The sequence below is a fragment of the Paenibacillus sp. MB22_1 genome, from assembly GCF_047200555.1.
Lineage (GTDB): Bacteria > Bacillota > Bacilli > Paenibacillales > Paenibacillaceae > Fontibacillus > Fontibacillus phoenicis.
This window is the reverse complement of sequence record NZ_JBLADV010000001.1, coordinates 2,034,792-2,060,882: the sequence shown is the minus strand read 5'-3', so window position 1 is coordinate 2,060,882 and position 26,091 is coordinate 2,034,792. Positions and strand designations below refer to the sequence as shown.

The following is a 26,091-nucleotide window of genomic DNA, read 5'->3' as shown; positions in this document are numbered from 1 at the left end:
CAGCCACTTCCCTTATCGAATATAGTTTTCCAATGCTTTGTTTAAATCCTCCAGTACCTTATCTTGATTTCCGTGGTGCACTGCATCGACTACGCAACTTTCCAAATGATCTTTGAGTAAAACTTTGGCCGTACTGTCTAATGCTTTTCTGACAGCAGCGATTTGTAAAAGAATTTCGGAACAATCACGTTCTTCATTGGCCATTTCTTTAATGGAGCGCACGTGGCCCTCGATTCGAGCCAGCCGGTTCACAACTTGCTTGCGTTGTTTATGCACATGATGATGCTCACTCATAATATCACCTCAAAAGAATAATATCCCCCTGGGGGGGATATGTAAAGATGAAGTTTTGAATTCATTCAAATTACCCGCGTTTGGGAATCATCAAGTAAAAAGTTCCGAATTTAATTATGGAAATGGCACTTCGCATCATTCTATTATTCACTGGTGTGATTTTGGCCTATAAACTATACTGAAAGAAAGGAGTATGTTCCGATTCTAACCATTTTAGGAACTTTTCTTGGAGGGGATCATGTGAAGCGAAATTGGGAACTGGACGAGTTAATTGAGCATTTTACGTTTCTTCCTAACGAAATGCAGCAAGTCGGAAACAAGTCGGGGGAAACTCGGTTGGGGTTTGCCGTTCTGTTTAAGTTTTTCCAATACGAAGCGCGATTCCCCTCACATAAATTCGAAGCGCCCAAAGCGGTTATTCAATACATAGCGAAGCAGATCGAAACACCGGCGGAGCTGTACGCACAATAATTGGATTTCAGGGGAGACCCGGCGGATAACAGGTAAGATGAGCGGCTGAATAGCTCACAAACAAATAAGGTTGTTCAAACACGAAAAAGCTTATGCCCATATTACGCTCGTTCGGTGGTCAGATTCACAATATTTCTGTGTTGTGATTCAATTTCACTCTGCTAGCATAACACCCACTCCGGCAATCGGGAAGAATCGACGGTCATGACCGCATTCGACAGATTCGTAACTAACCTTCCCGATTTTGTTCAGCGGATTACTGCTTCGACATAGTTCGCCGTATAGATCGTCATGTCATATCCCGCCATCTCCACCACACGTTCTGTCCGACCCGAATATTGCAACAGTATCACTTTCACAGACTGCAGCAGTGCCAGCAACACTTGTCCCGTCGGCTTGTTGTATTTTCAAGGTACTCAATTATGTATTGAATAGTTTTCTTTTTCTGCATTCATGTTTTGCCATCACCAATATAATGTCCTTTCAACCCCGATATGTATTACCTGTATCCCAGCGTTCTTTACAAACAACTTTATTTTTTCATCTGAGGACATTTTATAAGTTCTCCAAAATTTAGAATGATATTTGCCGACTCGAGTGCTCGGGGTATCAAACCTTATCAATCTTCGTAATAGCCGTTCGTTACTTACTTAGTTCTAAACTCGACACACTCGTTATGTTCAGTCATTTCATTCAGTCACATCGTCTTGATTCCATCATTTTTTCCTTTTCAATCGATCACGTAAATGTCCGACATAAATTGAATTTGGATCGTTCGGATTATACTTGCGATTCATTGCACGTTCAAACTCATCGATTAACATTGCAAAATCATGTACATTCGGTTCAAGCCCAAAGGTACGCTTCATATCACGGTAATGACGAAAAAAAACGTCCGTCGCCTGTTCACCTGAATAACCTAATCGCTGAAGCTCACAAATCACCGCTTGAGCATAATGTCTATTCATCTCGCGACGGCTCGTCATCCCCCATCCTCCCTTCTCCGCCACTTAACCCAATTATAACCAAATAGAGCGATCTATCGAATAAGGTTGACACCCTCTCGAGGATCGCTCTATTGGTAAGGTTCGCTTGTTTCACTCGAAACATCCATATTATAGCATGTCTTTTTAGAAAATACACCTATTGTATTCCAATACGGATGGAAAAAAAGCCGTGTATTAGAGCAACTGAAATGTTATAGTCCATAGTAGTGGTGTAAAATGCTCCGGGCTTCTTGACAAGGGAAGCCACGGTATGAATTCTACTAAAGTGAAGTGAACATGGCTTTTCCTGGGGAGCATTAGCTGCAAATTCGTTCTACCAGCCCATTAGAGCGTATAAATCGCGAAATCCGCCGACGTTCAGACGAAGCAGGAATCTTTCCAAAAGGGAATCTGTTATCCGACTGATTGGTGCCATCTTAATCGAGAAGCAAGATGAATGGACCGTCGCACGTCGTTATTCAGTCTCGAATCCATGGCGAAAATCGTCAAATGGGAGCAACTTCCTCTTACATCCACCACGCTTTTGCAGAAGTAAATCCGGGTCATGCAGCAGAAATTCATTTTACACCACTTGACGGGACACTGCCAAATATTAAGGTAACGGGGGCGAATAAACATGTCATTATTAAATGACGGTGAGAAAGTCGCTTTTTTAACTGATATTTTAAATCGCCATATTCAAAAGCTCCCATGTGGAGATACCTTTACAAATTATCTTGAATCCATATGTGGCATTTTAAAGCATGATGATTCGTTTCTCCAGAAAGCCGCGTTTGCTAATAGTGAATTGTTTATAGACGCTCTTACTAATATTTTGAGCAACCAGATTACTATTAAACTGGCGATAGGTGCGTTAATAGCTGCATTCGATAAAGTTGGATATGTTGATTCAATGGATGCAGCAGCGATCATTCTTGAGTTTGAGCAGCTTCTGAATCAAATGTCCATAGAAGAAGCTGAAAATCTATATAATGAACGTTGGGCAATAGATAAGTATCGGGGTTGAAAGATATGGAAGGAGAACAATCATTTTTTCACCTTATAGAATATTTAGAATCATACTTGTTGGAACTAGGTTTGGAACTTCAGCGTGATCCTGATGATCTCTTTCTTCAAGGGAAAATAAAGGGTATTCAGCATGCCTTAAAATATATAAGAATGCATGAGCATGTACGAAAAGGTGGCCATTATATCGATATTGAAATTGATTGATCCTAGATGTGTTTCCTTAAATAGAATGATCAGGCATGCAGGGAGCACGAACAAAGCAGCTCCGGACATGTTTGCTAGAGCTGCTTTGACCGATTCACTTTGATTATTCAAAGGTGGAACGTTTATACATTCATTACGGTTTGATTGCTTTGATTACGGCAGAGGCAATATAGTCCTCTACCTTCGATCCAGGAACCCAATCTTTGATAAACGCCCTGGATTCCTCTTTCGGCTCGACCACTACATCCTTAAATCCACTTTGCGTAAGCATCGTTTTCAGCTCGTCAACGGACGAGGCCCCGGATATACACCCAGAATATAAAACATCCAAGTCGTTTTTGATTTCCGCAGGAAGCTCTGCCGTCGTTACGACATCGGAAATGGCCAAACGCCCGCCGGAGCGCAGAACGCGGAATGCTTCATCAAACACTTGCTGTTTATCCGGCGAAAGATTGATGACGCAGTTGGAAATGATAACATCCACCGTTTGATCCGGGACCGGCAAATGCTCGATTTCTCCCAGCCTAAAATCCGTGTTCGTGAACCCGCCTTTCGCGGCGTTGTTGCGCGCGCGGCTCACCATTTCCGGCGTCATATCGACCCCGATCACATAGCCGGTTTCCCCGACTTGCCGAGCCGCCAGAAAACAATCGAAACCGCCGCCGCTGCCTAGGTCCAATACCACTTCACCCGGCTTAAGCTCCGCAATGGCTTGCGGATTACCGCAACCAAGACCAAGGTTTGCACCGTCCGGAACAGCCGTTAATTCTTCGGTTGAATAGCCCAACTGCGAAGAAACGTCATTGGCCGTTCCGCAGCAGCTTGAAGCTGGCGAGCAACACGAACCCGGCTCCACTTCTTGCAAGGCGATTTCCTTATAACGACTGCGTACATTTTGACGAATTTGATCATTCTTTACTTGGTTCATGGATCATCTCTCCTTCAACTTTTTTATCAAATCAGCAGCAGCTAGGGGTACAACAAGCTGCTTTGTTTGCTATCGTGAGTTGCCGTCTCCGAAGGAAGCGGCTCGATAACTCCGTGGGATTTTGCCATTTCCAAGCTTCCCGTGCCGAGCGCTCTATTTCACGCTGCTCCTGTTTCATAAGGTATTCCGCGGCGAACCAATTCAGTTCATGGGAACTAGCCTCCCTAAAGGTGATTTTTCAGGTAACGCAGTAGCTTGCGAACAACATATTTCGCGTCCGGCCCCACCCCCCTTAATGTGGCGGAAGCAAAGGAACGCTGTCCTTCCAAACCGACATAATACAGTCCCGGAACGGAAAGGCTGATTCCTGCTGTCTGCAACGGTTTCCCTTCGGCATCAAGCGCCCCGATGGGCTGAAGGTATGTCAGATTGGGACGATACCCGGTCGCAAAGATGACGGTTTGTACCGGTTCTTCCGTTCCGTCTGGCCACACGACGCCCTCGGAGTAAAAGGAGGTAAACATGGACCGTTGATCCGGCTTCCCAGCCTTTAATCTTGCTCGGTAATCGTTCAAATCCGCAACAGAGCTCGAACTTGGAGGCTTTTTGCCAAATCGCCAGAATGGAAAGGTATCGAAGCCGACGGCTCTGATCCAAAAATGCAGATCAATTCCGAGTACTTTTGTTTTCGTAAACTGAACAGGCCGAAGCACGGCAAGCGATGTATGGCTGCTGTCGGCAAGCTCTACCGCAATTTGAACTGCAGAATTTCCGCGCCCGACGACCACCACTCGTTGCCCCCGGTAACGATCCGGATTTCGATACGATGAAGAGTGGAGGACTTCCCCTTGAAAGGCCTCCCTTCCGCTTATGTCTGGCATATAGGGATTATGAAAGGAGCCTGTCGCATTGATGATCGTTCTCGTCTGATATTCGTCTCCAGCTGCCGTTCGGATCGAAAAACCGTTATCGCTTTTCTCCACGGCAATAACCTTCTGGTTGGTGCGAATCGGCAAGTCAAAATGCTGGGCATACGCCTTTAGATACTGGATCACCTCGTTTCGCAATGGGTAGTGGGTTGCAACTCCGGGTATCTTCATGCCCGGCAATGATGATAAACGAGCTGGCGAAAACAGCTTCAGACTATCGTAATAATGTGGCCAAGAACCGGTTGCCTGCTCGCTTGCTTCCAGGATCAAAAATTGCAGCTCGTTCTTCTTCAAGTAATATCCGGAAGCAAGACCGGCTTGCCCACCCCCGATAACGATTGCATCGAAAATCGCTGACATTCCAATTCCTCCTCAAATTACTTGCAATATGCAAGTAATATAGAAAAAAGATCACCCTCTAGAAGGGGTTGAACAGCATTGGCCGGATTTCGCCATCGCTTCGTTTAATAGCTTGATCGAGCGAATGACGGTATCTTTTTCAAAATCGTTCATGTGCGAAAAGATTTCGTTTAAATAGTCGTTCATTTGTTGGTCAATCGACGCCGCAACATACTTGCCTTCCGTCGTTAGGGAAAGCAGATTTACCCTCCGGTCGTCTGGATCGGGCGTTTTCTTCACTAATTTCATCTTGATTAACGATTGGACTTGTCGGCTGAATGTCGTTATATCTGTCCCTAATGCCTCTGCTACTTGCTGGATGGACGGCTTATGCTGGCGATCAATTTCGTAAAGGATATGGCTTTGAATTAAGGAGATGTCGCAGCCACCGGCAGAACAGCAGTTTTTATTTAGAAAGCCAAAGCGTCGAGTCATGATTTGAAATAGTTCACGTACATTTTCCACGGTGCTTCACCTCATGAAACAGTTATAAAACATTTGATTGCAATTTGCAAGTATTGATTTACTTGTATCCGGAAAATGAGCTGTGAAAGGACGTACAAATTTCAATATTGACTTTTCATCATGCATAAATAACAATATGGTTATATGGTTTCATGTGAGGTGATCATCATGACAATGGAATTTGAAAAGATAGCGGATATTCTGAAAGCTCTTGCCGATCCGACAAGGCTGAAAATCCTTTCTTTGCTCCGGATTCGCGATTGCTGTGTATGTGAACTGGTTCCTATCTTTAACATTTCTCAGCCAGCCATTTCTAAACATCTAAGCCGTCTGAAAACGGCTGAACTGGTCCGCGAAACGCGAAAGGGGCAATGGGTGTTCTATTCGATTAATGAAAAGCGGCTAGAGGAAATTCGTTATGCTTTGTCCCATTTGCCTGATCTATCCGAGGAGCTGCGGGAATTGGAGCAACAAGGACTAACGGTTATATGCGAGTAAAGGGGGTGTACAGCAAGTGAGTAAACAAGAGAAAAAGCGACTTTCATTTCTGGATCGCTATTTGACGTTATGGATTTTTGTTGCGATGGCGATAGGAATTGGCTTGGGTTACGTATTTCCTAACTTTGTCGCCGGTTTGAATGAATTTCAAGTTGGAACCACATCGATACCGATTGCGCTTGGCCTCATTTTAATGATGTATCCGCCGCTGGCGAAAGTACGATACGAAGAAATCGGCCGTGTCTTTCGAAATGGCAAAGTGTTAACCATTTCATTGATTCAAAACTGGCTTATCGGCCCGATCTTAATGTTTTTCTTGGCTATTATTTTTCTCCAAGGCTATCCGGAATATATGGTCGGCCTGATTATGATCGGTTTAGCCCGTTGTATTGCAATGGTTATCGTTTGGAACGATTTGTGCAGAGGGGATGCCGAGTACGCGGCGGGACTCGTTGCTTTCAACTCGATCTTTCAAGTTTTGTTTTACTCTGTCTACACCTATATCTTTGTTACGATTTTGCCGGGATGGTTCGGGTTGGAGGGCGTCGTTGTTGATATTACGATGGCCGAAGTCGCCAAGAGCGTGTTTATTTATTTAGGGATACCGTTTTTGGCCGGGATGATTACGCGCTATTCGCTTGTGAAGGCAAAAGGGCGATCCTGGTACAAAACGGTCTTTATTCCGAAAATCAGTCCCATTACACTTATCGCATTGCTGTTTACGATTATCGTCATGTTCTCGCTGAAAGGCGAGATGATCATCCAATTGCCTTTGGATGTCGTGAGGATCGCGATTCCGCTATTGATTTACTTTGTCGTTATGTTCCTGATTTCGTTCTTCATGGGCAAAAAAGCCGGAGCTGATTATCCGGTGACTTCTACACTGGCATTTACCGCCTCGGGGAATAACTTTGAGCTGGCAATCGCTGTTGCCGTTGGGGTCTTTGGAATTCATTCCGGCGCTGCATTTGCGGCCGTGATCGGACCTCTTGTAGAAGTCCCTGTGATGATTGCCTTGGTCAACGTCGCGCTCCGATTTCAGCGAAAGTATTTTTCGAAGGAAGCAGCTTAACATAAACAGGAGGAATCATCATGTCAGATAACAAAAAACTCGTTTATTTTCTTTGTACGGGAAACTCTTGCCGCAGCCAAATGGCGGATGGTTGGTTGAAGGCGCTCGGTAATGATCGGTACGAAGTAAAAAGCGCCGGGTTGGAGGCACATGGGCTGAATCCGCGTGCCGTCCAGGTGATGAAGGAAGCTGGCGTCGATATTAGCGGTCATACATCGGATGTTATCGATCCGGAGATTTTGAATCGGGCTGACTATGTGATTACGTTATGTGGCCATGCAGACGAACATTGTCCGGTGATTTCGAATAAAAACGTCGTGAAATGGCATTGGGGCTTCGATGATCCAGCCAAGGCAACCGGCACCGAGGAAGAAATCATGAGCCAATTTCGAGCGGTTCGGGACGCGATTAAGTCGCGTGTCGAAAAGTTTCTTGCCGAAGGTTGCTAAAATTACAGAAAAGGCGTGCAGCGTTATGGCACGCTTTTTTGTTTGGCGATCATCAGCCTTCGGAACGACGAAGCCAAGGCGGAGTCCTCGAAGAGCAGAAAATGATTCCCTATATATATCTACTTTGCGGGTAGTATCAACTTCGCTGGTTCTAAAATATTCAGGATCGAGATCCAGTTGATACCGGAAAATAAAGTATTAGACCGAAGAGATTGATCAATCGCTGCTTTACGAATTACAAATCTGTCAGTTCCAGAAGAATAAGTATTAGACTGACCCTTGAAGTAAGAACAGCAACAGCCATGGACTAGAAAATAAAGACCTACACTGCTACCGTTTTGTTGAACTAACGTTCCTCGATACTTCAATTAATAAATGGAGCCGAGCCACCCACTGAATAACCTTTCTATTTTAGGCCAAAAAAGGTAGCTTTCTTTTAATACTTGCGTCCGAATGCATGAACACTTACACGGTTTTTAGCTTCTTCGCAAGCATCTGGGTACTGTTTGCAATAATCGAACGCCATATCAAATTTGTCTTCTGCACAGAATACCTGGCGATAAGCATGGCTGATCTGTAGGCCGTTTAGGTATTTTATGTTCTCAACATTATCCAATGGTAAAAAGCAGTTCTCTAATGCTTCCATGTCCTTAAAATATCTGCGATCCATTAAGGTTAATACAAATTTACTATTGAGCGGATAATGGATCTCAATTCCTTCCGAAGCGTATCCGCCATAGCTGATGAATTTGTCATCTTTATTGGCGTGTTTGACAATCGGGGTGTCGGATGTGTAGATGGGCAAGTCGGTTAAATTTACAAAAACTACCCAAATATGATTCATCAGTGTTTGCGTCATACTATCTAGAAACTCTGGGTTAGCGAGTTGCTGCGCTTGCAGGACCGAGTAAAATTCGTTCTTGATTTTTAATTCGTAGCTATCTGGGTCAAATTCGGACTCATCTTCCTGTATAAAACGATCCAACAGTGACTTGGTGAATTTTTCATGTAGTTCTACAAGCCCTGCCCTAAACTCTTTCGTCCGTAAGATTTGCAGGGTGATAAGCCCTGTTATCTCCATTTTATCCTCAAGAGAAAATGCGGGCATACTGTATACTTTATCTGGATGTGCCATGTGATACGTGGCGATGATTTTATTGATCTTCTTTGGGTATTCCCCTTCAATCTCGGCGAAGAACTTCTCCACAATTTGATCCGGAAGTTCCCCTTCTTCATCTGGCGGAAGTCCTTCGGGAAAATCGTAAAAATATCTGCCGCTTGCGACGTTACGGATATGAGTTGGAAAGGTTTTTTTCTGTAGCTTGTCAAATACGTAAATCTGTTCGGCCTTGTTCGCAAAAAAGCGAAGATAGCTTTGGGATACGGTATGCTGGTTAATTACTTTGTTACCGGCCATAGGGTTTCCTCCATTTTCTATATTAAGAGAAACGTAAACTGTTTTAGATTCTCTTGTCAATACATTTTGGACTTCAAGGAGATTAATAGGCCATTAAATTATTTAGCTTAACGCCGGTAGTCAGTCTAAGACTTTATTTCCCTCTATCACCAGTAATTAATTCCTCTGTATCTATTGGCTCCTTTCAGACCTTTGCATATTTCAGTAAAAAAGAGCTATACCGGAAGCCATCTGCGATGACTTTTAAGGATAGCTCTTCAAGTTTTCCTTATTACAAATCATTTCCACATACCGTCAATAATGTCCGATACCTTTATCCAGCGAAAATCATTGCCATGGGTGAATTTGATGTTTTTTTGTTGTAGATCAATTTTTGTCACGACTCCTGTTATTTCCGTTACATTAAATTCACCGAATAATACTAAAATTACCTCTTTCCTGAGCTGCATTGATTCAGCGAGGAGCATGGATATCCGTTCCATCTCCTGATCATCTAATTGTGGCCGCGAGTTCTTTCGCAAATTCTGCTGGTGCATGATGTAAGCCTCCCTGTGTTCCGGAAGCATCATTCTGGACGATTCGAACAGACCATTTCCTTGCAGTTTTTTACTCATTTATAATGTCCTCCAATTTTTTGCGCTCGATCCCGCGCTTGGCCCGAAGCTTTTAAAGAAGAGGCCCTCATGATCGCGGTGCTTCCGTATTTCTCTTTAATACGGTCAGTGGTTCTTTCCAACGCTAACTTTACTTCGCGGTTATTGAATAAAGTAAGCTGATATTCCTGATCGCTTACCAATTGACTTAAAGTGACCCCAATTTTTCGAATGGGCAACCCATCCCAATGTCGTTTAAATAGTTTTTTCGCTGCATGGAAAACCTCATCCGTGAGATTCGTCGGGTCGGGTAATTTCATTTGTCTGTAGAAGCCGGAAGGGTGATCAAAATCGGCTCCTTGACAACCTACCGAGACTACCGAGCCCATATAGCCTTTCGTTCGGGTTCGTTGACATACTAACTCCGAGAGTTCTAACAGGGGAACCATGATGTCGTCAAACTCCCGATAATCGAATGGAAGGGTCATCTGATGGCCGATTGCTTTTTGCAAATCGTGTGTACTTGGAGTTACCGGGGAATTATCCTTGCCGTTGGCAATAAGCCACAGAACTTCGCCATTCACTCCCCACTTGGATCTTAATTTTGCCAGGGGAGTCTGAGCCAACTGGCCAATTGTATATATCCCCATGCTCGTTAAATGCCGGCACATCCGGGAGCCCACCATAAACATCTGATGAATCGGCAAAGGCCAAAGCACTTCTTGCAGATCTTCCACAGGCAAGTGGAAAATACCCGAAGAATTACGTTTGGCGAAATTATCGCATGCCATTTTGGAGAGTACCTTATTTTCACTAATTCCAATGCGTACACGAACGCCCGTTTCTTTCATGACTTTATCCTGAATGCTCTTAGCAATCTCATGAGGATCGCCAAAAAGCTGTAAACTTCCCGTGACATCCAAATACTGTTCATCTATGCTGTACGGCTCTACCAAGTCAGTGTAGGATTGATAAATTTCTGTAATTTGCAAGGATACCCTGATGTATTCCTCCATACGAGGACGAATGACCACTAGATCAGGACATTTTGCAAGTGCCTCTCCAAGCCTTTCTGCAGTAGTAATACCATGTTGCTTTGCAAGGGGACACGCGGCGAGGATGATCCCGGAGCGACGGGCTGGGTCTCCTGCAACAACAACAGGTTGATCTTCATACTCGGGATGGGCGGCTTTTTCAACACTTGCGTAAAATGATTGACAATCCGCCAACATTACGATTCGACCTTTGTTATCGCTTTTCATAGGCTACTCCTTAAGTCGACGTTCAGATATTTACTCAAATATTTATTAAGCTCCGCTTTTACCAAACCCCAAAGCATAGAGAACCTATGTTGATAGCCCCTGCACAAATAACGGGCCTCAATGCACAATTCGGTTCGCTGTTGCTCGTACACCTTTATTCCTCTGCCGCGCATTTTTTTCCGAAGCAACGTAACGTCTGCAGTGATTAAATCTTGCGCAGATCGTAAGGCTCTTACATATACAACGTCCATCTTTAGCTTTACTGTCCCTAATGCTTTAATATCCCTTTCCAACACATCCAAAAGAATAGGGAGTAAAATGTATTCTTTGACCAATTGGAGGTCTCCTTCAGTCTCCAAGGGCGCTTGTGTCATACAATCAGCCTCCCGCCTAACTCCTCATTCGACACCTTCCCGCAAAATTGAGCATAAATAGACAGAATTATGCTCAATATTTATTTATGCTCAATATTAAACTGCCCAAAAAACACTGTTTTTCCAGGCGATTAAAGGCTTTTTAGTTTTATGCACACATATTTTAATATTGATACCCAAAATTCCGTCATCCGGCTTGGCGTCCGGACAGATGGTCATTCCCCCGCCATAGCTGGAAACATTATTTATTGCTGTCAGCCAGGCTGACTCGAACCGGTAAGTAGTTCCGTCACATTCGAGCGTTAACGGTCCGGGACGATAGGTTAGAAGGGTATGAAAAATGCCGATGATATAAGCTAACCTGCCAAGTCCAATCGCGTTGCATATTTTTTTGTAGCGGCTGTTGTTGACGTTGCTGGCAACCTGAGCGTCAAAGCCGACAGCCAGTGCGGTCAGTGTGCTGTCTCCATCGATGGAGATGAGATCGGCCGCCGTTGACCGGCCGCTCAGCAGCACCTTCAGTGCGCCGCCTACCCGGCGCGGGATGCCGAATCCACGGGCGGTGTCATTGCCCGACCCGGCGGAGAATACGGCCAGCGGCACGCCGGAGTGGCGCATTGCGGGCAGCAGGCTATGGATCGTGCCGTCGCCTCCGATTACGCCCACCGCGCGCCAAGGCACTTCCCCGGATAGCTTGGCCTGAAGGAATGTATGCGCTTGCTCGGCGCTTGTTGTGTAGACGTGCTCGTAAGGAATACCAAGCCGTTGCAGCTTTTTGCTGATTTTATTCCAACCCCGGCGGCCTTCGCCGTTACCCGCATTTGGATTGACGATAAACAAATACATGATGACTCCCCTATCTATGATGGCAACACCAATTTGGCATAGTTTCAGTCTACTGAAGTTTGGAAAAAATGAAAATCAAAATTTTTTAAACCCCTGTCGATCGACGAAAGGAGTGTAGGCCGTGCAACTGATCGCCATGATCACCATGCTGATCGACCATGTCGGGCTGCTGTTTTTTCCCGGAGATGTACTGTGGCGGATTATCGGACGAATTGCCTTCCCGATCTATGCCTACGCGCTGGTCCAGGGTTATCAACACACCTCCAATTACCGGAAGTACGCTTTACGGTTGTTACTGATTGCTGTACTTTCGCAAATTCCTTATCAGCTAGCCTTCGATACGAACGGTCTAAATGTTGTGGCGACCTTGTTTGTCTCTTTATTGGTTCTGCGCATGCTGGATTCATCGAAACCGGGGCCGCTGTCCGCGATCATTATCGCCGGTGTCTGCGTGATCATGGAGGTACTTCCGTTTGATTATGGCGCTTACGGCCTGCTGCTGGTGCTGATCTTCAAATTTGCCAATCAAGGAAAAACGGTGGCGATGCACTTGCTCCTGAACCTCGTGTATCTGTTCGCCTACGGCTGGGTGATTCAGCTGGCCAGCATCCTGCCGACGCTGGTGATTGCCTACGGGCCGGGGCTGTGGCGAAAGCTCGAAGCCTGGCGGCTGCCCCGCTGGGTGTGGAGAGCTTTTTATCCTGCGCATTTAGTGGTGCTGGCGATCTTGGTGTACCTGTTGTAAAGAGAGAATGGAGCCAAGTTTGGGGGTGGAAAAATCCGGGGTTTGTCTCGGATTTTTTTTATTGGGCCATGAACCATGGTACAATAGGGTATCCTAAGTAGCAGCGCAACACTTACGCCGAAACGGGAGGGATGGAAATGAAATGGAAAAGCTGGTGGTCGCTTCGTCGTTGGTCCCATATTTTTCGCCGGACTCTCCCGCTGCTCACTTCGGGCAACATTCCGCTTACCGATAAGCTGTTGCTGGTCGTGCCGGCGCTTGCTTATTGGGTTCTGCCGGATGTGCTGCCGTGGATTCCGATCGACGACATGGCGGTGACGATGCTGCTGATGGATTGGTTTGTGACCCGGGCAGAGCGGAAATATCCGGGTGCTTAGCGTTGAGCCCGTGTCAACTCATATAAAAATGTTACCGAAGGATAATGGTTCACTCACGTAATTTTGTTACCCAGTGGAGGCTGTTACATAGCCTCCACTGGGCGCGTAGCGGAGGCAGGCGTCACGGGTTGGGAAAGCAGCGCTTCCAACTGATTGTGTAATGCAAGCGGATCTTGGGAAGTCTGATACGCCTGTAACCGTTGGGTTTGTTCTGGTCGTAGCACGCCCAATTCGATTAACCGGGCAACGGGTGTTTTGGCCGTGTCGAATGTTTTCTTTACACGAGCCCCGCGACGCTCCTTGCCGATCAGCTTGCGAGTGGGCAAGCAGCAATTGAAGTACCGATCATGCAGAGCATAGATGGAGTTGAGCCACTCCACCTGTTCCGTGCGGTCATAGCGTTCGTAGCCGACCAGCTGGCGGACGAGAAAGCCGTTTTTCTGCTCCACGTGAGCATTGTCGTTTTTGCGATAAGGGCGGCTGCGCGTGAAACGAATGTTGTTCGAAGCGCAGAAGGTTTTCAAATGGGCGTTTAAAAACTCTTGGCCGTTGTCACTGTGGATCCCCCAAGGCTGCATGGGCCACTCCGCGATGATGTGCTTGAGCTCACGAAGCACGGCAAGTTGGGATTTGCCGAGCAGCGCGCGTCTGCGGGTGTAGCCGGAGACCACGTCGGTCACAGTCAGCGTATAGGCGAAGTGGCCGAGCGACGATCCGCCGTTGTGTTCGACCAAATCGATTTCCAGCGCGCCCGGACGCGTTTCATCCCAATCGTAGGCGATCATGGGCACTTGTGAACGGAGTTCGGCGAGCGGCTTTCGCTTGTTGACAGCTGGTCTGGCTTTTGGACAACGAAGTGTGGATAACCTGCGCGCCAATGTCGGGCGGCTGATCTTTTGCAACTGCGATATGATAAGGTCGGTAAGGTGCAGGTGACCGTGCCGGGCAAGGCTCTGGGCTGTATCGAGCAGAACAGGATGCAGTCGCTCGGCACAAGGATAATCCAGGGCTTCCCAAACGCGCTCAATGACGGGCATCGCCTCCTGGTAAGCTAATGGCCGATTACGTTTCGATTTCGCTGGTGTCAGCGCAGGAGGGTTCGTGAGAGCGCGGATAGCATGCTTCCGATGGCAACCCAGCACCTTCACGGCGTTGTCAAGGATTGCAGATTTCTCATTTCGCGATTTCGCTCTCATGTATTGATCAGCCAAGGTACGGATTACTTCACGTCGTGTTTTCATGCTCAGTTTCAAAACACATCCCTTCGGTAACATTTCGATGTGAGTGAACCGATGCCTCTTTAGTAACATTTTAACTGAGTGATCGCGGAGCCTTGCTTGTTGAGCTGTGTTTCTTTACAATAGGAATGTTAGGGGAAGCCATTTTGTGCGATAGGAGAGATCATATGAGAGTCAAAATTACCCGCAATGCGGCGAAAGTGATACAAAAGGAACTGGCCAAGGAAGAAAACCAAGGGTTGACGCTGAAGGTATTCATCACCCATTCTCATGGCGACCATGCTCACTACGGCCTGGATTTGGTCAAGCCTACCGAGAACGACCAAATCGTCAAGACCGATAAGGACATCGATGTCATCGTGGAAGGAACGGATCCGTTGTTGGATGGCGTGAAGATCGATTATTTGTATTTTCCGGAGGAAGGCTTCGTGATTACCAACCCTTCCAAAGGCAATCACGGGGATCACTAAGCTAAGCTTTAGCTAACGATAAAGAAGGGACCTGGCATGGCTAACGATATTCGGATTTGCGATAAATGCAATCATATCCGCATGAAGACGTTTGTACCGAAGCTGCAAAAGCTCGCGCCGGATGCCGAGATCAAAATCGGCTGCAAATCGTATTGCGGTCCGTGCGGCAAAAGAGCGTTCGTATATATCAACGGCAGATACGTCAGCGCACCGACAGAGGACGAGGTGCTGGCGAAGGCTGCGCCTTTTGTGAAGAAACCGAAGTAAGGGAAGGAATTGAAACCGCCGGAGCTGGGCTCCGGCGGTTTTTTTAAGGGTATCAGCCGTTTCGGATTCTGCCTTTTAAGCTAATCATGTCTTTCCTGCGATAGACACTGTAGATGAGGCCGATGGCAGCTAACTGAGCCAACAACTGGCTTCCTCCATAACTAAGAAAAGGAAACGAAACTGCAGAAATCGGGAGCAATCCCAGCGACATGCCCATGCTCCATAGGAATTGAATGACGAATAAAGCTCCAAGTCCGGAAATGAGCATTTTCCCATAAGTATCGCTGGCGCAGCAAAAATCCGAGCAGCCGATCGTGACTGCGTTCGCTTAGCAGCATCGGCAAGAGGTAGGCCGCTGTGACGAATGCCAGGTAAGCGGCTGCCCAGGGACGTGCATACCTGGAGATGGCTAACATGAAGGTGAACGTGGCGGCATATAGCAGAAGGCTTGCAGACGACGGAATGGATGCAAACAGCAGTAAAGGAAGGACACCGAGTAGAATGATTTTCCCTAAAGCCTTCCCGTACCCCTCATTCTTCTCGACCCTGGACAGCAGTCCGGCTGCCGCGATGATAAAGAGATAGGGGCAGAGCACTTTAATACTTATCCCTCCGAAAATATAACCCCGAACGCCATTGATCTAAACTGGCTCCAAAGATGGGCAGCCCAAATAAGACCTACCGATAATCCATAAATCATCCAAGGCCTTAAAGCGGGAAAGAGCGACGCTGGCGACACTCCATTTCGTTCTTCCCGATAACGGTAAAAAAGTTCGCTATATCAGCCAATTTACGTAACTGACCGAGAATAACGGACTTTTTTGGCTCTATCTAACGGTAGTATAGCTCCAAATGGCGATTTAGCCAACTGTCCACGAAAATAACACCATAAAAGGGCGCTATTTCGCGATATGATCAACAATTGGACGAAATAACGCCCTATATTACCGCTATTCCACTCGCTCGCGTTGCTCGCCGCGCGGCCCCTTAATCCTCCTTGCGGAACGTCGCAATCAAATCGGAAGTGATGATTTCGTCTGAGATGCGCAGGCGCTTCATCGCTTCTTCGTGCGGAGCGCGGCATGCCTCGATGTCGGTAGCGTTCCGGCTGGTCAAGTCGTAGCAGCTGCCATTCGTGAACAAGTTATCGTCGGACGGAATGTAGTACCGCTCGCCGTCCGTAAACGCGCCTGAGCGCAGCACGACCAAACGATCCAGCGCGTGGTCATTTCCGGTGCCGGCAAACAGATTATGCCCCATCATGTAGTAGGAATCCGAGGATATGCCCAGCAGATGCAGCAGCGACGGCGCCAAGTCGAGCTGACCGGCAGGCTCCTCGTAGACGCCGGCGTGCTGGCCGTCCGGCAGATGGATGAGCAGCGGCACCTGATTCATGATTTGGTGCATATCGAGATCGCTTAGCGACTTGCCGAAGAACTGCTCATACACCGCTTTGTCGGTGATCGAGTTGTCGTGGTCCCCGTAAAATGCCAAGATCGTATGCTCCCACAAGCCTTCTCGCTTTAGGCCCTCCACGAACTCCCCAAGCGCGGCATCCACGTAATGCACGGCCTGCAAATAATCGCCGAAAATAGTGCCTTTGAACTCACCGGTATCCAGTTCCTGTACCGCAGCCGGCAGCGAATAGGGATGATGGCTCGATAAGGTGATCATAAACGAATAAAAGGGCTGTTTCTCCTGAGCCATGATCGTGAGCGACTGCCGGAAGAAGGATTTGTCCCCCAGCGACCAGCCCAGGGGCTCGTCCAGTTGGAAATCTTTTTTGCTGAAAAACCGGTCGTAGCCCATCGCTTGATACATATTGTTACGGTTCCAGAAGCTGCCCTCGTACGCATGAAAAGCATCGGCGGTATAGCCGGCTTGCGTCTTCAGAATCTGCGGCAGCACGTCGAACGTATGGTTAGGGTAACGGACAGCAACCGAGCCTGTTGGCAACGGATGCAGGGAGCTGTTGGAGGAGAAGTCCGCATCCGAGGTGCGCCCTTGACCCGTCTGATGATAGAAATTCGAGAAATAAAGGCTCTCATCCATTAGCTTGTTGAAGTTCGGCGTGATTTCTTGGCCGCCAATGGTCTTGCCGATCATGAAATTCATAAAGGCTTCGGCCTGAATGACGATCACATTGCTGCCGGCGTACGCCCCAAACAGGTCATTATCCGCATGGCGGCGCTGGCTGGCTTCACTGAACCACTGGCGGATCTCATCCTGCTCCTCGGCGCTGACCGTTTGGACGCCTCCGAGATGCTCCTTGAGGAACCGGCTCGTATCATAGTAATGGAAGCCTAGCAAGCCGGTCACATTGTATAAGGAGACGTTCCACCAGTTGTTTTCGAACAGCCCCACCGCCCAGGTTTGGGTATAGAAGCGAATGGGCCCCATCGTGAGCGCAAAGCCGAGCACAAAGACGCCGATCCCCGTATAGAGGCGGCTGAATCGGCGCCAGCCGACCGAGCGGCGGGCGGTGCCGCCAAAGGAGACGGGCGCGAAGGAGCCGCCGCCCAGGCCGGTGTAGGCGTTTTAGCCGCCGGAGCTGCGAAGCCAACCTGATTGACGGCGGCTTCCGCCACCGCGTATCAAGCGCCGGACAGCCTTAAACGCCGCCCAAACGGCCCAATCGGCGATAAGCCACAGATCGGCTACGCGGATCAGCTCGCGAATGCTTCCGCCCAGATCCCCGACTTGTCCGGCCTGCAGCAGGACGGGCACGGTCAGAAAATCGCCGAAATAGCGGTAATAGATCAAATCGGCGAAGATGAGTACGGTGAGCAGCACGTTTAGCACGCCTAACGCGATCCCTCTGCCACGCGGGGGCAGCCACAACGTCCAGAACGAAGCCAGTAGGATGGAACCGACGGCGATCAGATCGTCCAGCAGGTTCATGTCGATATAGCGGGCGTGCAGATTATTATGCAAAATGACAAGTTTCATGAAGATGGCGGCCACAAAAAAGAAATAGACGAAATGGCGGTACTGCAGCCGAATGCTGAATCGACTGCCGAAACCGCGAGGAGATGTCAAACGCAGCATGACGACATGTCAGCTCCTTTCCTTGCAAAGGTGTAAAAGGGAGAGACCCTCCCTCTGCACCTAATGGCGCGGAGGAAGGGGCCCAAGATACTGCAAATATTGGCATTCGATACGCCCGTTGTACAGCTTGCGGCGCTTGTCCGCTTTGCGCTGGAAGTCGTGCTCGAACTGCTTGGTCGGAGTCAGCGCGAAAAAGGACCATGTCGGCAGTCCGGCCATCACTCTCCCAAGCTGGGCGATCAGCTTGCGCACTTCCTTCTCTTCACCAATCCGCTCTCCGTAAGGCGGGTTGGTGATCATCACGCCGTAATCGCCCTGCGGCTGGATCTTGGCGGCAGGCATGCAGGCGAACCGGATTTCGTTCGCCAGCCCGGCGCTTTTGGCCGCGGCTTTGGCAATTTCGATCGCGGCCGGGTCAATGTCGCTGCCTGCGATGTTCAGCGGCACGTCATCCCGTACCGCGTCAATCGCCTCGTCGCGCGCTTGCTGCCACAGCTCTGGCGGTACAACCGGCCAACGCTCGGCGTTAAACGTGCGCCGCAAGCCCGGCGCGATGTTCCAGCCGATCATCGCCGCCTCGATCGGCAGCGTCCCCGAACCGCAGCACGGGTCGTAGAACGGGCGCACCGGGTTTTGATTCCAGCGGCTGAGCAGGATCATCGCCGCCGCCATCGTCTCCTTGAGCGGTGCTTCGGTCGCGTGCTTGCGGTAGCCGCGCTTATGCAGCGCCGGACCGGTGGTATCCAGTGTCAGCAGCGCCTTGTCGTTGAGCAGGTTCACTTCGATCACGTAGCGCGGTCCGGTTTCTTCGAACCACTCGGTATGATAGGATTGCTTCAGCTTTTCGACAATTGCCTTTTTAACAATCCCCTGACACGCCGGCACACTGCTGAGCTGCGATTTGTGCGAGCGGCCCTCCACCGGAAACTCCCCGTTGGCCGGGATAAAATCCTGCCAAGGCAGTGCTTTGGTACCCTCAAACAGCTCGTCAAAGGTGACGGCAGTAAACTCGCCCATTTTGATGAGGACGCGGTCCGAGGTTCTGAGCCACAAATTGCAACGGCAAATGTCGATCAAATCTCCGGTAAAATTCACCCGGCCGTTCTCCACAGCCGTATCTTCATAACCTAATTCTTTTAATTCACGCGCCACCACGGCTTCCAGGCCCATCGGGGCGGTTGCGATCAGTTGCAAAGGTCCAGCCATATTTACGTCAATCACTCCAGCTTCGCATAGACTTGTGAGAATAGCGGAAAAACCATACAATTCAGTATAGGCCAATGTCCAACAAGTTACAAACGGTTCTTCGATTAAGGAATGAACGGATGAAAGGAAGATTAATCCATGCTGACACCGGAAGAATACGGTGATGAATTATATGCCAAGGATGAAGTGCTGGAACGGGTGACCGAATCGATCGCAAACCATGGGATGCGGGATGTGTCGATTGCACCGGGATATGGGCGGCTGCTGACGCTGTTAGTTAAGCTGGCTGGAGCCAAATCCGTGCTGGAGATCGGTGCGCTGGGCGGGTACAGCGGCATCTGCATGGCGCGGGGATTACCTGCGGACGGGCGGCTCGTGTCCCTGGAGCTGAAGGAGGAGAACGCCGAGCTGGCGCGGAGCAATTTGCAAGAAGCTGGATTCGGGCAGATGGTGGAATATATGGTAGGCCCCGCGCTGGACAGCTTGCATACCTTGGAGCAACGGGGGGAGCGGTTTGATTTCTTTTTGATTGATGCGGATAAGGAAAACTACCCGAACTATCTCGAATATGCGATCAAGCTGGCGAAACCGGGGGCGCTGATTGCCGGCGACAATATCCTGCTGCGCGGTCGGACGTTAAATCCGGACAAAAACGGGCCGTCGGTGCAGGCGATGCGCAGGTTCAACGAGATGATCGCCCGAGACGAGCGGCTGATCAGCACGCTGCTGCCGGCGTATGACGGGCTGGCGCTGGCGATGGTGAAATAAGGCATCCGACAAGAAACATAAGATAGACAAGAACCTGCTGGAATGGCGGGTTTTTTGATGTGGCAAGTTGCCAAGAATGCACTATTTTTTACAAAAAAATAAATAATTGTTCACAAAAATGCAGCAAATCGTGTATAATTTGGACATCAGCAATATTCCCCATAATTAACATCCTCTTCTATTCTTGTTAATTCCCTTCATGATCTCACGGCGAAATGAACTTACGGTATAAGCTCCTTTGGGGGTTTATATATACTTCCTTCAGAAAGGGGGGCGTTTAGGGTTCCTGCAGAAGGTATGTAGAAGGTAGAATCTGAAATGCACAGCCAAGGATCAGACACAAGGCACATTTCCAATTTCAAAGGAGGGACAAGCATGACTTCAACACGGCTAGCACAATCGTTAGTTTTGAAGGCGCTTACTTCTTTGTTGGTCATGGTGATTGCTGGAATCGGAATGATCCTGTTATCGGAACAAGCTTCGGCCCACGGCTGGGTGGACGGGCCGGCAAGCCGGGCGATCTTGTGCAAAAACGGCCAGAATACGGACTGCGGTGCGATCGTGTACGAGCCTCAAAGCTTGGAAGCGCCCAAGGGCTTCCCCAATTCCGGCCCGGCGGATGGGAAGATCGCCAGCGCAAATGGAGCTTTCCCCAAACTTGATGAGCAGTCGGCTAACCGCTGGACCAAAGTGAACATCTCGGCTGGTACGAACACCTTCACCTGGAAATTTACCGCTCCCCATGCTACGGCAAACTGGAAATATTACATGACGAAGCCGGGCTGGGACCCTAATGCCCCGTTAACGCGCAATTCCTTTGATCTGACACCGTTTTGCACGGTTAACTATGGCGGTGTGCAGCCTCCGTTTACGTATTCGCATACTTGCAACGTACCGGCGCGGACAGGGTACCATGTCATCTTAGCCGTTTGGGAGATCGCCGATACCGCGAATGCCTTCTACAACGTAATTGACGTGGATTTTGGCGGCGGCAATTCAGGGGACACGACCGCTCCAACGGCGCCGACTGATCTGACGGCTACGGCGGTCACCTCGAACTCGGTTACGCTGGGCTGGAACGCCTCCAGTGATAATGTTGGCGTCACCGGCTATCGGATTTATAACGGCAGCAACCTGGTCGCCACTGTATCGGGATCGACGCTTAGCCATACCGTGACCGGGCTGAATGCGAACACGTCCTACACGTTTACCGTCAGGGCGGTGGATGGAGCGGGCAACAGCTCCTCGCCCAGCAATTCGGTGACGGTGACGACAAGCCCGGCCGCTAACGATCCCGAGGCTCCTTCGGCTCCCGGCAACCTGCATGTCATGGGGACAGCTACGTCCTCCAGCGTGACGTTAATGTGGAATGCTTCCAGTGACAATGTGGGTGTAACAGGCTACCGGATTTATCGCGGATCCACCTTGTCCGTCACTGTGCCTGGGACGCAGACCAGCTTTACGGTAACGGGACTTAGCGCTGCGACTTCGTATACGTTCACCGTTCGTGCGATTGATGCGGCCGGCAACGAATCGGCAGCCAGCAACGCGGTGCAAGTGACGACAGCGTCAGCCCCCGCCGCGCAGCCTTGGGCCCCCAATACCGCTTATGTGGTAGGGGAATTGGTCAGTTACAACGGGGCGATCTACGAATGCCGCCAGGCCCATACTTCCCTAGTAGGCTGGGAGCCGCCGAACGTACCGGCTTTGTGGCTGCTGAAATAACCTGAATAACCTAAAATCCCTCGGCTTGCCGCCGGGGGATTTTTTTTCGCCGGACATTTAGTTGTCATGGTGTCGAACAGGGGGGGTTATTCCATCTGGCTGCCCAATTTTCCATCTCCTTCAGCGCACTCTGGAAATCGAGGCCTTTAGGAGTTAGCGAATATTCAACCGTGACGGGGACGGTGGGGAAGACCTGGCGGTGAACGATGCCGCTCTTCTCCAAATGACGCAATGTGTCGGTCAATGACTGCGTCCGGACGATGGACAAGGCGCGCCGAAGTTCCTGGAACCGTTTCGGTCCTTTAGAGAGCTCGAACATGACAAGAAACGACCATTTCGCCCCAAGAATTTGCAGCACAGAGCAGATATTGCCGAATTCGTCGTCGTTACGTTCCCAAAACTTAACGATATGGATGTTAACGCTTGGCGTCTTTCTAACCGCGACCTCAGAGCTAACCGTCTCAGGGGTGATCAGCCAGATTGCGGGGGATTTTGGTATTACATTAGGCCTTGCCGGGCAACTGTTCACGGTTTTCTCATTGGCTTATGCCATCGGGACCCCGCTGCTGATTTCCCTCACGTCACGTTGGGATCGCAAAAAGCTGCTTCTCTATGCTCAGCTTGCCTTTATCGCCGGCTGCCTCGTGGCTTGGGTGAGCCCGAATATCGCCGTGCTGATGATCTCGCGCGTGATCTTAGGAGCGAGCTCGGGCGTGTTCCTTGTCGTTTCCTTTGCGGCGGCTGCCAAAATCATCGCTCCGTACAAAATCGGAAGTGCCATCAGCACCCTGGTTCTGGGTTTCAGTCTTTCCATGATATTGGGCGTTCCGATTGGGATCGCCATCGCCGATTGGTTGAACCGGAAAGCGATCTTCTTGTTGCTTGGTCTGATCAGCGCCGGAGTCGCCTGGTTGATTACCAAGCTGCTGCCACCTATAGAAGGGGATGCGCCTGTACCTTATTTTCAACAGTTTAAGGTGTTGGGGAGCAACCCGCACGATTGCGGCAGGGCTAATTGCACAAACCGCGGCTTTGACCGTTTTACCTTTCACGGCGGGAGCGGTTTTTCCTGGGATTGGCTTTATCGGTTTGATGGTTGTAGCCATGTTTATGACCGGGCCGGCGATCCAAAGCTATTTTATTCAACGTTCGCCTGAATCTTCCGGTATGGCACTGAGCATCAATACGTCCATGACCCATATTGGTTTGGCTGCGGGGGCCGGGACCGGGGGAGTGCTGTTCCAGCAGGTATCGACGCTTCACTTCCACCCTTGGTTGGCAGCTACGATGGTGGGGATCGGGCTAGGTATTGCATATGTCGGATTTGCAGGGGAACGGAAGCGGCGTTCACAACTTGTGATGAAGGATGATAGAATTTGATTGAAAATGATTGATTATGATAGAATATGATTGATTTTTGCGTAGGATATGATACGATGGTTGGAGTTGGGAGGGGGAACGATGTTAACCGAAGAAAGACATCGCCGGATTCTGGGACGGTTGCAGGAGGTAGGCACCGTTAAGCTTCAGGAGCTCTGCGTCTTGCTTGAAGCGTCCGAATCCACCGTAAGGCGCGATTTAGCCGATTTGGAAGAACAGGGGCTGCTTCGCAGAGTGCACGGCGGTGCGACGCTCCCGATGATGCCCGGAGGCTTGGAGCCGGGGATGGTGGAGAAGTCCGCCGTCAATCTCCCGCAAAAGCAGCAAATTGCTGAAATGGCGTCCGGCTTGGTACGCAGCGGGGAGGCGATTTATCTGGATGCGGGAACGACGACGTTGGCCATGATCCCTTATCTGCGAGGGAAATCGATCACCGTCGTGACGAACGGCTTGCCGCAAGTGGAGGCGCTGTTGGAGGCGGACATTCCGGCTTATCTGCTCGGAGGTCTGGCCAAAAAACGCACGAAAGCCCTAGTCGGCCACCTGGCGTTGGAGCAATTGGCACATTTTCGGTTTGACCGGTGTTTCCTTGGGGCGAATGGGGTTCATCCCGATGCGGGGTATACGACGCCGGATCCGGAGGAAGCTGCGTTAAAACGCCGCGCTCATGAGCAGTCCTCCCTAACGTATGTACTTGCCGATTCCAGCAAAATCGGGAACATTGCCTTTGCCAAGATGTTCGAGTTGGAGCGGGCGACGCTTATTACGGAGCAGGTTCCGGAACGCTGGCGCAAGCCCATCACGGAAATCACAAACCTAATTGGAGGATAAACCCATGATGATCTATACCCTCACTTTAAATCCTTCCATTGACTATATCGTGGAGGTTGACGACCTGCAGCTTGGCGGACTTAATCGTATGAAACGGGACCTGAAGCTCCCCGGCGGGAAAGGTCTTAACGTCTCCCGCGTTCTAAAGCGGCTTGGGGCGGACACGACCGCTATGGGGTTTCTTGGCGGCTTCACCGGTGATTTTATTGAAGCAGCTTTACAGAAGGAGGGAATTCCTGCCGATTTTGTACGCATTCGCGGCGGAGAGACCCGTATCAATATTAAGCTCAAGCATGGCGAGGAAACCGAGATTAACGGCGGAGGGCCGCCTATCACGGCGGAAGAAGCGAATGCCTTGGTGGAGAAGCTGTCCATCTTGAGGGAAGGCGACCTGGTCATTTTGGCCGGCAGTCTGCCTTCAACGCTTCCCGGTGATTTCTATGAGCAGCTGATCCGGATGTGCCAAAAGCAAGGGGCTGAGTTCGTCATCGACACCACGGGTGAACCGCTGCGCCGGGCGCTGGCGTACCACCCGCTGCTTGTGAAGCCGAACCATCATGAACTAGCCGAGCTGTTTGGCGTCGTGATTGAGACCCGGGAGCAGTTGATCGCTTACGGCCGCAAGCTGCTGGAAGAAGGGGCACAGCACGTGTTGATTTCGATGGCTGGAGAAGGCGCTCTGTTGATCAGCGGCGACGAGGTTTACCATGCGAACGTCCCACCCGGCAAGGTGCGCAACTCGGTTGGTGCCGGCGATTCGATGATCGCCGGATTTACGGGGATGCTCGCCTTGGGCGGAGACTTGATGGAGGCGTTCCGGGCCGGCGTTGCCTCGGGCAGCGCCACCGCTTTTTCCGACGATTTGGCCGAGCGCGGGCTGATCGAGGAGCTTCGGACGCAGGTGAGTATTGAGAAGATTGGATAAACCCGGAACCCCTAAACCTAGGGTATATCAAGATTAAGACCCCCAAGTTTCGCTTGGGGGTCTTGTTATCCACACTAAGAAATTTGATGGAATGCTTGGAGTTCTCTCCGCTGCCTTTAGGGTCCGTCGTGGTACAAATGCGCCCAGCCGTTGCCAATGACCTGCGGACGACGGGGATTGCCGTCGCTTTGCTGGTAAGGCCGCAGCCCGTAACCCTGGTTATACGGCGGATGATAGGAATGTGACGCAGAAGTCTGTTGCGCCTGGAATTGCGGGTTCGGTTGATGACAGCCTAGCGGAGGACCGATGATTACGGTTTGATTCAGCGGTGCGAACGCGGCTCTCACTTTTTCAACATCCAGGCAATAGGTGTGGGCGAACGCTTCAGGCGGAGTTAGCCGCAACATATCGGAAGCGGGAATGATCTCCGGAATCGGCTGATCAAAAATAGCCAGAAAACGCGTCCCATCCATCGTCGCGGTGTCATAATGCCACCAGCCTTGCGGGACGCTGGTCGCCCAACCGGGACGGGTGGGGTAGTGTTTCAGTTCTTTGGTAAACGGGTTGATGATCGAGACGACGACTTCACCCGAAATGCAATACACCAGCTCCGAGGCGTTTTGGTGAATATGCATTTCGATGACGTTACCTTTGTCGAGGTAGGTATCCAATAACGACATATTGCCCAGCGTATTTAGCTGCTGAATGGATAGTGTGTTGATGAAGTTACGTTGATCCTTGCGGAATGTCGTGTTCCGGTTGACGTCGAACGTGAACTGTGCGTTTGGTGACGTGAAATCCATATAAGAAACCGCCATGTTGTTCCCTGCCTTTCCGATGTATAGGCGCTATTGCTTCTACAGAATATCTATGTTTGAAATCTGGTTGATATGTA

Annotated in this window: 32 protein-coding genes and 2 pseudogenes; 17 read left to right on the top strand and 17 right to left on the bottom strand. The window is 49.7% G+C overall.

The window, feature by feature from the left end:
* Nucleotides 1–12 precede the first annotated feature (12 nt).
* Complete coding sequence (locus tag ACL02P_RS09700; protein ID WP_412837187.1) at nt 13–294, bottom strand: metal-sensing transcriptional repressor; 282 nt, start codon at nt 292–294, stop codon at nt 13–15.
* 240 nt (nt 295–534) lie between these two features.
* On the opposite strand from ACL02P_RS09700, the gene ACL02P_RS09695 reads away from it, so the two are divergent.
* Nucleotides 535–765 carry a DUF4158 domain-containing protein gene (locus tag ACL02P_RS09695; RefSeq protein ID WP_412837186.1) on the top strand — a complete coding sequence of 77 codons (231 nt, stop codon included), beginning with the start codon at nt 535–537 and terminating at the stop codon, nt 763–765.
* Nucleotides 766–1,481: 716 nt separating this feature from the next.
* Here ACL02P_RS09695 and ACL02P_RS09690 read toward each other — a convergent pair.
* Nucleotides 1,482–1,751 carry a hypothetical protein gene (locus ACL02P_RS09690; RefSeq protein ID WP_412837185.1) on the bottom strand — a complete coding sequence of 90 codons (270 nt, stop codon included), beginning with the start codon at nt 1,749–1,751 and terminating at the stop codon, nt 1,482–1,484.
* A 297-nt stretch (nt 1,752–2,048) separates the two neighbouring features.
* Between ACL02P_RS09690 and ACL02P_RS09685 the strand changes: the two are divergent.
* From ACL02P_RS09685 to ACL02P_RS09675, 3 genes and pseudogenes are all read left to right on the top strand, one after another.
* Nucleotides 2,049–2,307, top strand: a pseudogene (locus tag ACL02P_RS09685) (transposase); the annotation flags it as partial.
* Nucleotides 2,308–2,388: 81 nt separating this feature from the next.
* Nucleotides 2,389–2,778 (top strand): hypothetical protein, encoded by a 390-nt coding sequence (locus ACL02P_RS09680; RefSeq protein ID WP_213529273.1) that lies wholly within the window; start codon nt 2,389–2,391, stop codon nt 2,776–2,778.
* Nucleotides 2,779–2,783: 5 nt separating this feature from the next.
* Nucleotides 2,784–2,984 (top strand): hypothetical protein, encoded by a 201-nt coding sequence (locus ACL02P_RS09675; protein ID WP_412837184.1) that lies wholly within the window; start codon nt 2,784–2,786, stop codon nt 2,982–2,984.
* 133 nt (nt 2,985–3,117) lie between these two features.
* Here the strand turns inward: ACL02P_RS09675 and ACL02P_RS09670 are convergent, their stop codons facing one another.
* From ACL02P_RS09670 to ACL02P_RS09660, 3 genes are all read right to left on the bottom strand, one after another.
* Complete coding sequence (locus ACL02P_RS09670; protein WP_026326927.1) at nt 3,118–3,912, bottom strand: arsenite methyltransferase; 795 nt, start codon at nt 3,910–3,912, stop codon at nt 3,118–3,120.
* 224 nt (nt 3,913–4,136) lie between these two features.
* A complete protein-coding gene (locus ACL02P_RS09665) occupies nt 4,137–5,201 on the bottom strand; it encodes a flavin-containing monooxygenase (protein WP_412837183.1) in 1,065 nt (354 codons plus the stop codon).
* 51 nt (nt 5,202–5,252) lie between these two features.
* Entirely contained in the window at nt 5,253–5,705 is a 453-nt protein-coding gene (locus tag ACL02P_RS09660) for a MarR family winged helix-turn-helix transcriptional regulator (RefSeq protein ID WP_213529274.1), read from the bottom strand.
* A gap of 174 nt (nt 5,706–5,879) precedes the next feature.
* Between ACL02P_RS09660 and ACL02P_RS09655 the strand changes: the two genes are divergently transcribed.
* Genes ACL02P_RS09655 through arsC form a run of 3 tightly spaced genes read left to right on the top strand, consistent with a single transcriptional unit; the run spans nt 5,880 to nt 7,724 of the window.
* On the top strand, nt 5,880–6,203 hold the full coding sequence (locus tag ACL02P_RS09655) for an ArsR/SmtB family transcription factor (RefSeq protein WP_213529286.1): 324 nt from the start codon (nt 5,880–5,882) through the stop codon (nt 6,201–6,203).
* A gap of 16 nt (nt 6,204–6,219) precedes the next feature.
* The gene (arsB, locus tag ACL02P_RS09650; protein ID WP_213529275.1) at nt 6,220–7,275 is read left to right on the top strand and encodes an ACR3 family arsenite efflux transporter; all 1,056 of its coding nucleotides are present in this window, start codon (nt 6,220–6,222) and stop codon (nt 7,273–7,275) included.
* A 20-nt stretch (nt 7,276–7,295) separates the two neighbouring features.
* On the top strand, nt 7,296–7,724 hold the full coding sequence (gene arsC, locus ACL02P_RS09645; RefSeq protein WP_009225278.1) for an arsenate reductase (thioredoxin): 429 nt from the start codon (nt 7,296–7,298) through the stop codon (nt 7,722–7,724).
* A gap of 436 nt (nt 7,725–8,160) precedes the next feature.
* Here arsC and ACL02P_RS09640 read toward each other — a convergent pair whose 3' ends face one another.
* The 5 genes from ACL02P_RS09640 to ACL02P_RS09620 form a co-directional block, all read right to left on the bottom strand.
* Nucleotides 8,161–9,141 carry a DUF4238 domain-containing protein gene (locus ACL02P_RS09640; protein WP_412837182.1) on the bottom strand — a complete coding sequence of 327 codons (981 nt, stop codon included), beginning with the start codon at nt 9,139–9,141 and terminating at the stop codon, nt 8,161–8,163.
* Nucleotides 9,142–9,419: 278 nt separating this feature from the next.
* The gene (locus tag ACL02P_RS09635) at nt 9,420–9,755 is read right to left on the bottom strand and encodes a YolD-like family protein (protein ID WP_197186642.1); all 336 of its coding nucleotides are present in this window, start codon (nt 9,753–9,755) and stop codon (nt 9,420–9,422) included.
* Nucleotides 9,752–10,996 carry a DNA polymerase IV gene (locus ACL02P_RS09630; protein WP_055107622.1) on the bottom strand — a complete coding sequence of 415 codons (1,245 nt, stop codon included), beginning with the start codon at nt 10,994–10,996 and terminating at the stop codon, nt 9,752–9,754. Before ACL02P_RS09630 ends, ACL02P_RS09635 begins: the two co-directional genes overlap by 4 nt.
* The gene (locus tag ACL02P_RS09625) at nt 10,993–11,370 is read right to left on the bottom strand and encodes a hypothetical protein (protein ID WP_055107623.1); all 378 of its coding nucleotides are present in this window, start codon (nt 11,368–11,370) and stop codon (nt 10,993–10,995) included. The genes ACL02P_RS09630 and ACL02P_RS09625 overlap by 4 nt, the downstream gene beginning before the upstream one ends.
* A 96-nt stretch (nt 11,371–11,466) precedes the next feature.
* Nucleotides 11,467–12,216 (bottom strand): diacylglycerol/lipid kinase family protein, encoded by a 750-nt coding sequence (locus tag ACL02P_RS09620; protein ID WP_412837181.1) that lies wholly within the window; start codon nt 12,214–12,216, stop codon nt 11,467–11,469.
* A gap of 121 nt (nt 12,217–12,337) precedes the next feature.
* Between ACL02P_RS09620 and ACL02P_RS09615 the strand changes: the two genes are divergently transcribed.
* Nucleotides 12,338–12,961 carry a TraX family protein gene (locus ACL02P_RS09615; protein ID WP_323076209.1) on the top strand — a complete coding sequence of 208 codons (624 nt, stop codon included), beginning with the start codon at nt 12,338–12,340 and terminating at the stop codon, nt 12,959–12,961.
* 137 nt (nt 12,962–13,098) lie between these two features.
* Complete coding sequence (locus tag ACL02P_RS09610; RefSeq protein ID WP_009222728.1) at nt 13,099–13,338, top strand: hypothetical protein; 240 nt, start codon at nt 13,099–13,101, stop codon at nt 13,336–13,338.
* A gap of 83 nt (nt 13,339–13,421) precedes the next feature.
* Here ACL02P_RS09610 and ACL02P_RS09605 read toward each other — a convergent pair whose 3' ends face one another.
* Nucleotides 13,422–14,591, bottom strand: coding sequence for a DDE-type integrase/transposase/recombinase (locus tag ACL02P_RS09605; RefSeq protein ID WP_198136244.1), 1,170 nt, complete (start codon nt 14,589–14,591; stop codon nt 13,422–13,424).
* Nucleotides 14,592–14,743: 152 nt separating this feature from the next.
* Between ACL02P_RS09605 and ACL02P_RS09600 the strand changes: the two genes are divergently transcribed.
* Together ACL02P_RS09600 and ACL02P_RS09595 are read left to right on the top strand one after the other, a co-directional pair.
* The gene (locus tag ACL02P_RS09600; protein ID WP_009222729.1) at nt 14,744–15,046 is read left to right on the top strand and encodes a heme biosynthesis protein HemY; all 303 of its coding nucleotides are present in this window, start codon (nt 14,744–14,746) and stop codon (nt 15,044–15,046) included.
* Between the two features lie 36 nt (nt 15,047–15,082).
* Complete coding sequence (locus ACL02P_RS09595; protein ID WP_009222730.1) at nt 15,083–15,313, top strand: DUF1450 domain-containing protein; 231 nt, start codon at nt 15,083–15,085, stop codon at nt 15,311–15,313.
* A 52-nt stretch (nt 15,314–15,365) separates the two neighbouring features.
* Here ACL02P_RS09595 and ACL02P_RS09590 read toward each other — a convergent pair whose 3' ends face one another.
* The 4 genes and pseudogenes from ACL02P_RS09590 to ACL02P_RS09575 form a co-directional block, all read right to left on the bottom strand.
* Nucleotides 15,366–15,548, bottom strand: a complete 183-nt coding sequence (locus tag ACL02P_RS09590) for an FtsW/RodA/SpoVE family cell cycle protein (protein WP_412837331.1) — start codon at nt 15,546–15,548, stop codon at nt 15,366–15,368.
* Nucleotides 15,475–15,909 (bottom strand): hypothetical protein, encoded by a 435-nt coding sequence (locus ACL02P_RS09585; protein ID WP_412837339.1) that lies wholly within the window; start codon nt 15,907–15,909, stop codon nt 15,475–15,477. The genes ACL02P_RS09590 and ACL02P_RS09585 overlap by 74 nt, the downstream gene beginning before the upstream one ends.
* Nucleotides 15,910–16,300: 391 nt before the next feature.
* Nucleotides 16,301–18,361, bottom strand: a pseudogene (locus ACL02P_RS09580) (LTA synthase family protein).
* A gap of 60 nt (nt 18,362–18,421) precedes the next feature.
* The gene (locus tag ACL02P_RS09575; RefSeq protein WP_412837180.1) at nt 18,422–19,567 is read right to left on the bottom strand and encodes a THUMP domain-containing class I SAM-dependent RNA methyltransferase; all 1,146 of its coding nucleotides are present in this window, start codon (nt 19,565–19,567) and stop codon (nt 18,422–18,424) included.
* A gap of 138 nt (nt 19,568–19,705) precedes the next feature.
* Here ACL02P_RS09575 and ACL02P_RS09570 point away from each other — a divergent pair, with 138 nt between their 5' ends.
* Together ACL02P_RS09570 and ACL02P_RS09565 are read left to right on the top strand one after the other, a co-directional pair.
* Nucleotides 19,706–20,335 (top strand): O-methyltransferase, encoded by a 630-nt coding sequence (locus tag ACL02P_RS09570; protein ID WP_009222735.1) that lies wholly within the window; start codon nt 19,706–19,708, stop codon nt 20,333–20,335.
* Nucleotides 20,336–20,710: 375 nt separating this feature from the next.
* Nucleotides 20,711–22,060, top strand: a complete 1,350-nt coding sequence (locus ACL02P_RS09565; protein ID WP_412837179.1) for a lytic polysaccharide monooxygenase — start codon at nt 20,711–20,713, stop codon at nt 22,058–22,060.
* A gap of 64 nt (nt 22,061–22,124) precedes the next feature.
* Here the strand turns inward: ACL02P_RS09565 and ACL02P_RS09560 are convergent, their stop codons facing one another.
* Nucleotides 22,125–22,379, bottom strand: coding sequence for a winged helix-turn-helix transcriptional regulator (locus tag ACL02P_RS09560; protein WP_157273284.1), 255 nt, complete (start codon nt 22,377–22,379; stop codon nt 22,125–22,127).
* Here ACL02P_RS09560 and ACL02P_RS09555 point away from each other — a divergent pair.
* The 4 genes from ACL02P_RS09555 (at nt 22,378) to pfkB (ending at nt 25,196) form a co-directional block, all read left to right on the top strand.
* The gene (locus ACL02P_RS09555) at nt 22,378–23,217 is read left to right on the top strand and encodes an MFS transporter (RefSeq protein WP_412837178.1); all 840 of its coding nucleotides are present in this window, start codon (nt 22,378–22,380) and stop codon (nt 23,215–23,217) included. The genes ACL02P_RS09560 and ACL02P_RS09555 overlap by 2 nt on opposite strands.
* Nucleotides 23,165–23,440: a transporter gene (locus ACL02P_RS09550; protein ID WP_412837177.1), complete on the top strand. Its 276-nt coding sequence runs from the start codon at nt 23,165–23,167 to the stop codon at nt 23,438–23,440. Before ACL02P_RS09555 ends, ACL02P_RS09550 begins: the two co-directional genes overlap by 53 nt.
* 81 nt (nt 23,441–23,521) lie before the next feature.
* Complete coding sequence (locus tag ACL02P_RS09545; protein WP_323076221.1) at nt 23,522–24,271, top strand: DeoR/GlpR family DNA-binding transcription regulator; 750 nt, start codon at nt 23,522–23,524, stop codon at nt 24,269–24,271.
* A gap of 7 nt (nt 24,272–24,278) precedes the next feature.
* Nucleotides 24,279–25,196: a 1-phosphofructokinase gene (gene pfkB, locus ACL02P_RS09540; RefSeq protein ID WP_412837330.1), complete on the top strand. Its 918-nt coding sequence runs from the start codon at nt 24,279–24,281 to the stop codon at nt 25,194–25,196.
* 116 nt (nt 25,197–25,312) lie between these two features.
* Here the strand turns inward: pfkB and ACL02P_RS09535 are convergent, their stop codons facing one another.
* Nucleotides 25,313–26,014: a cupin domain-containing protein gene (locus ACL02P_RS09535; RefSeq protein ID WP_009222741.1), complete on the bottom strand. Its 702-nt coding sequence runs from the start codon at nt 26,012–26,014 to the stop codon at nt 25,313–25,315.
* Between the last annotated feature and the right edge of the window lie 77 nt (nt 26,015–26,091).

What these genes read in the sequence shown, in the direction of transcription:
- ACL02P_RS09550 (WP_412837177.1), top strand. Translation starts at nt 23,165, where the DNA reads ATGTTTATGACCGGGCCGGCGATCCAAAGCTATTTTATTCAACGTTCG.
- ACL02P_RS09545 (WP_323076221.1), top strand. Translation starts at nt 23,522, where the DNA reads ATGTTAACCGAAGAAAGACATCGCCGGATTCTGGGACGGTTGCAGGAG.
- ACL02P_RS09595 (WP_009222730.1), top strand. Translation starts at nt 15,083, where the DNA reads ATGGCTAACGATATTCGGATTTGCGATAAATGCAATCATATCCGCATG.
- ACL02P_RS09565 (WP_412837179.1), top strand. Translation starts at nt 20,711, where the DNA reads ATGACTTCAACACGGCTAGCACAATCGTTAGTTTTGAAGGCGCTTACT.
- ACL02P_RS09575 (WP_412837180.1), bottom strand. Translation starts at nt 19,567, where the DNA reads ATGGCTGGACCTTTGCAACTGATCGCAACCGCCCCGATGGGCCTGGAA.
- ACL02P_RS09700 (WP_412837187.1), bottom strand. Translation starts at nt 294, where the DNA reads ATGAGTGAGCATCATCATGTGCATAAACAACGCAAGCAAGTTGTGAAC.
- ACL02P_RS09665 (WP_412837183.1), bottom strand. Translation starts at nt 5,201, where the DNA reads ATGTCAGCGATTTTCGATGCAATCGTTATCGGGGGTGGGCAAGCCGGT.
- ACL02P_RS09570 (WP_009222735.1), top strand. Translation starts at nt 19,706, where the DNA reads ATGCTGACACCGGAAGAATACGGTGATGAATTATATGCCAAGGATGAA.
- ACL02P_RS09655 (WP_213529286.1), top strand. Translation starts at nt 5,880, where the DNA reads ATGGAATTTGAAAAGATAGCGGATATTCTGAAAGCTCTTGCCGATCCG.
- ACL02P_RS09635 (WP_197186642.1), bottom strand. Translation starts at nt 9,755, where the DNA reads ATGAGTAAAAAACTGCAAGGAAATGGTCTGTTCGAATCGTCCAGAATG.
- ACL02P_RS09620 (WP_412837181.1), bottom strand. Translation starts at nt 12,216, where the DNA reads ATGTATTTGTTTATCGTCAATCCAAATGCGGGTAACGGCGAAGGCCGC.
- ACL02P_RS09690 (WP_412837185.1), bottom strand. Translation starts at nt 1,751, where the DNA reads ATGACGAGCCGTCGCGAGATGAATAGACATTATGCTCAAGCGGTGATT.
- ACL02P_RS09680 (WP_213529273.1), top strand. Translation starts at nt 2,389, where the DNA reads ATGTCATTATTAAATGACGGTGAGAAAGTCGCTTTTTTAACTGATATT.
- arsC (WP_009225278.1), top strand. Translation starts at nt 7,296, where the DNA reads ATGTCAGATAACAAAAAACTCGTTTATTTTCTTTGTACGGGAAACTCT.
- ACL02P_RS09610 (WP_009222728.1), top strand. Translation starts at nt 13,099, where the DNA reads ATGAAATGGAAAAGCTGGTGGTCGCTTCGTCGTTGGTCCCATATTTTT.
- pfkB (WP_412837330.1), top strand. Translation starts at nt 24,279, where the DNA reads ATGATCTATACCCTCACTTTAAATCCTTCCATTGACTATATCGTGGAG.
- ACL02P_RS09535 (WP_009222741.1), bottom strand. Translation starts at nt 26,014, where the DNA reads ATGGCGGTTTCTTATATGGATTTCACGTCACCAAACGCACAGTTCACG.
- ACL02P_RS09625 (WP_055107623.1), bottom strand. Translation starts at nt 11,370, where the DNA reads ATGACACAAGCGCCCTTGGAGACTGAAGGAGACCTCCAATTGGTCAAA.
- ACL02P_RS09600 (WP_009222729.1), top strand. Translation starts at nt 14,744, where the DNA reads ATGAGAGTCAAAATTACCCGCAATGCGGCGAAAGTGATACAAAAGGAA.
- ACL02P_RS09560 (WP_157273284.1), bottom strand. Translation starts at nt 22,379, where the DNA reads ATGTTCGAGCTCTCTAAAGGACCGAAACGGTTCCAGGAACTTCGGCGC.
- ACL02P_RS09675 (WP_412837184.1), top strand. Translation starts at nt 2,784, where the DNA reads ATGGAAGGAGAACAATCATTTTTTCACCTTATAGAATATTTAGAATCA.
- ACL02P_RS09555 (WP_412837178.1), top strand. Translation starts at nt 22,378, where the DNA reads ATGACAAGAAACGACCATTTCGCCCCAAGAATTTGCAGCACAGAGCAG.
- ACL02P_RS09630 (WP_055107622.1), bottom strand. Translation starts at nt 10,996, where the DNA reads ATGAAAAGCGATAACAAAGGTCGAATCGTAATGTTGGCGGATTGTCAA.
- ACL02P_RS09640 (WP_412837182.1), bottom strand. Translation starts at nt 9,141, where the DNA reads ATGGCCGGTAACAAAGTAATTAACCAGCATACCGTATCCCAAAGCTAT.
- ACL02P_RS09670 (WP_026326927.1), bottom strand. Translation starts at nt 3,912, where the DNA reads ATGAACCAAGTAAAGAATGATCAAATTCGTCAAAATGTACGCAGTCGT.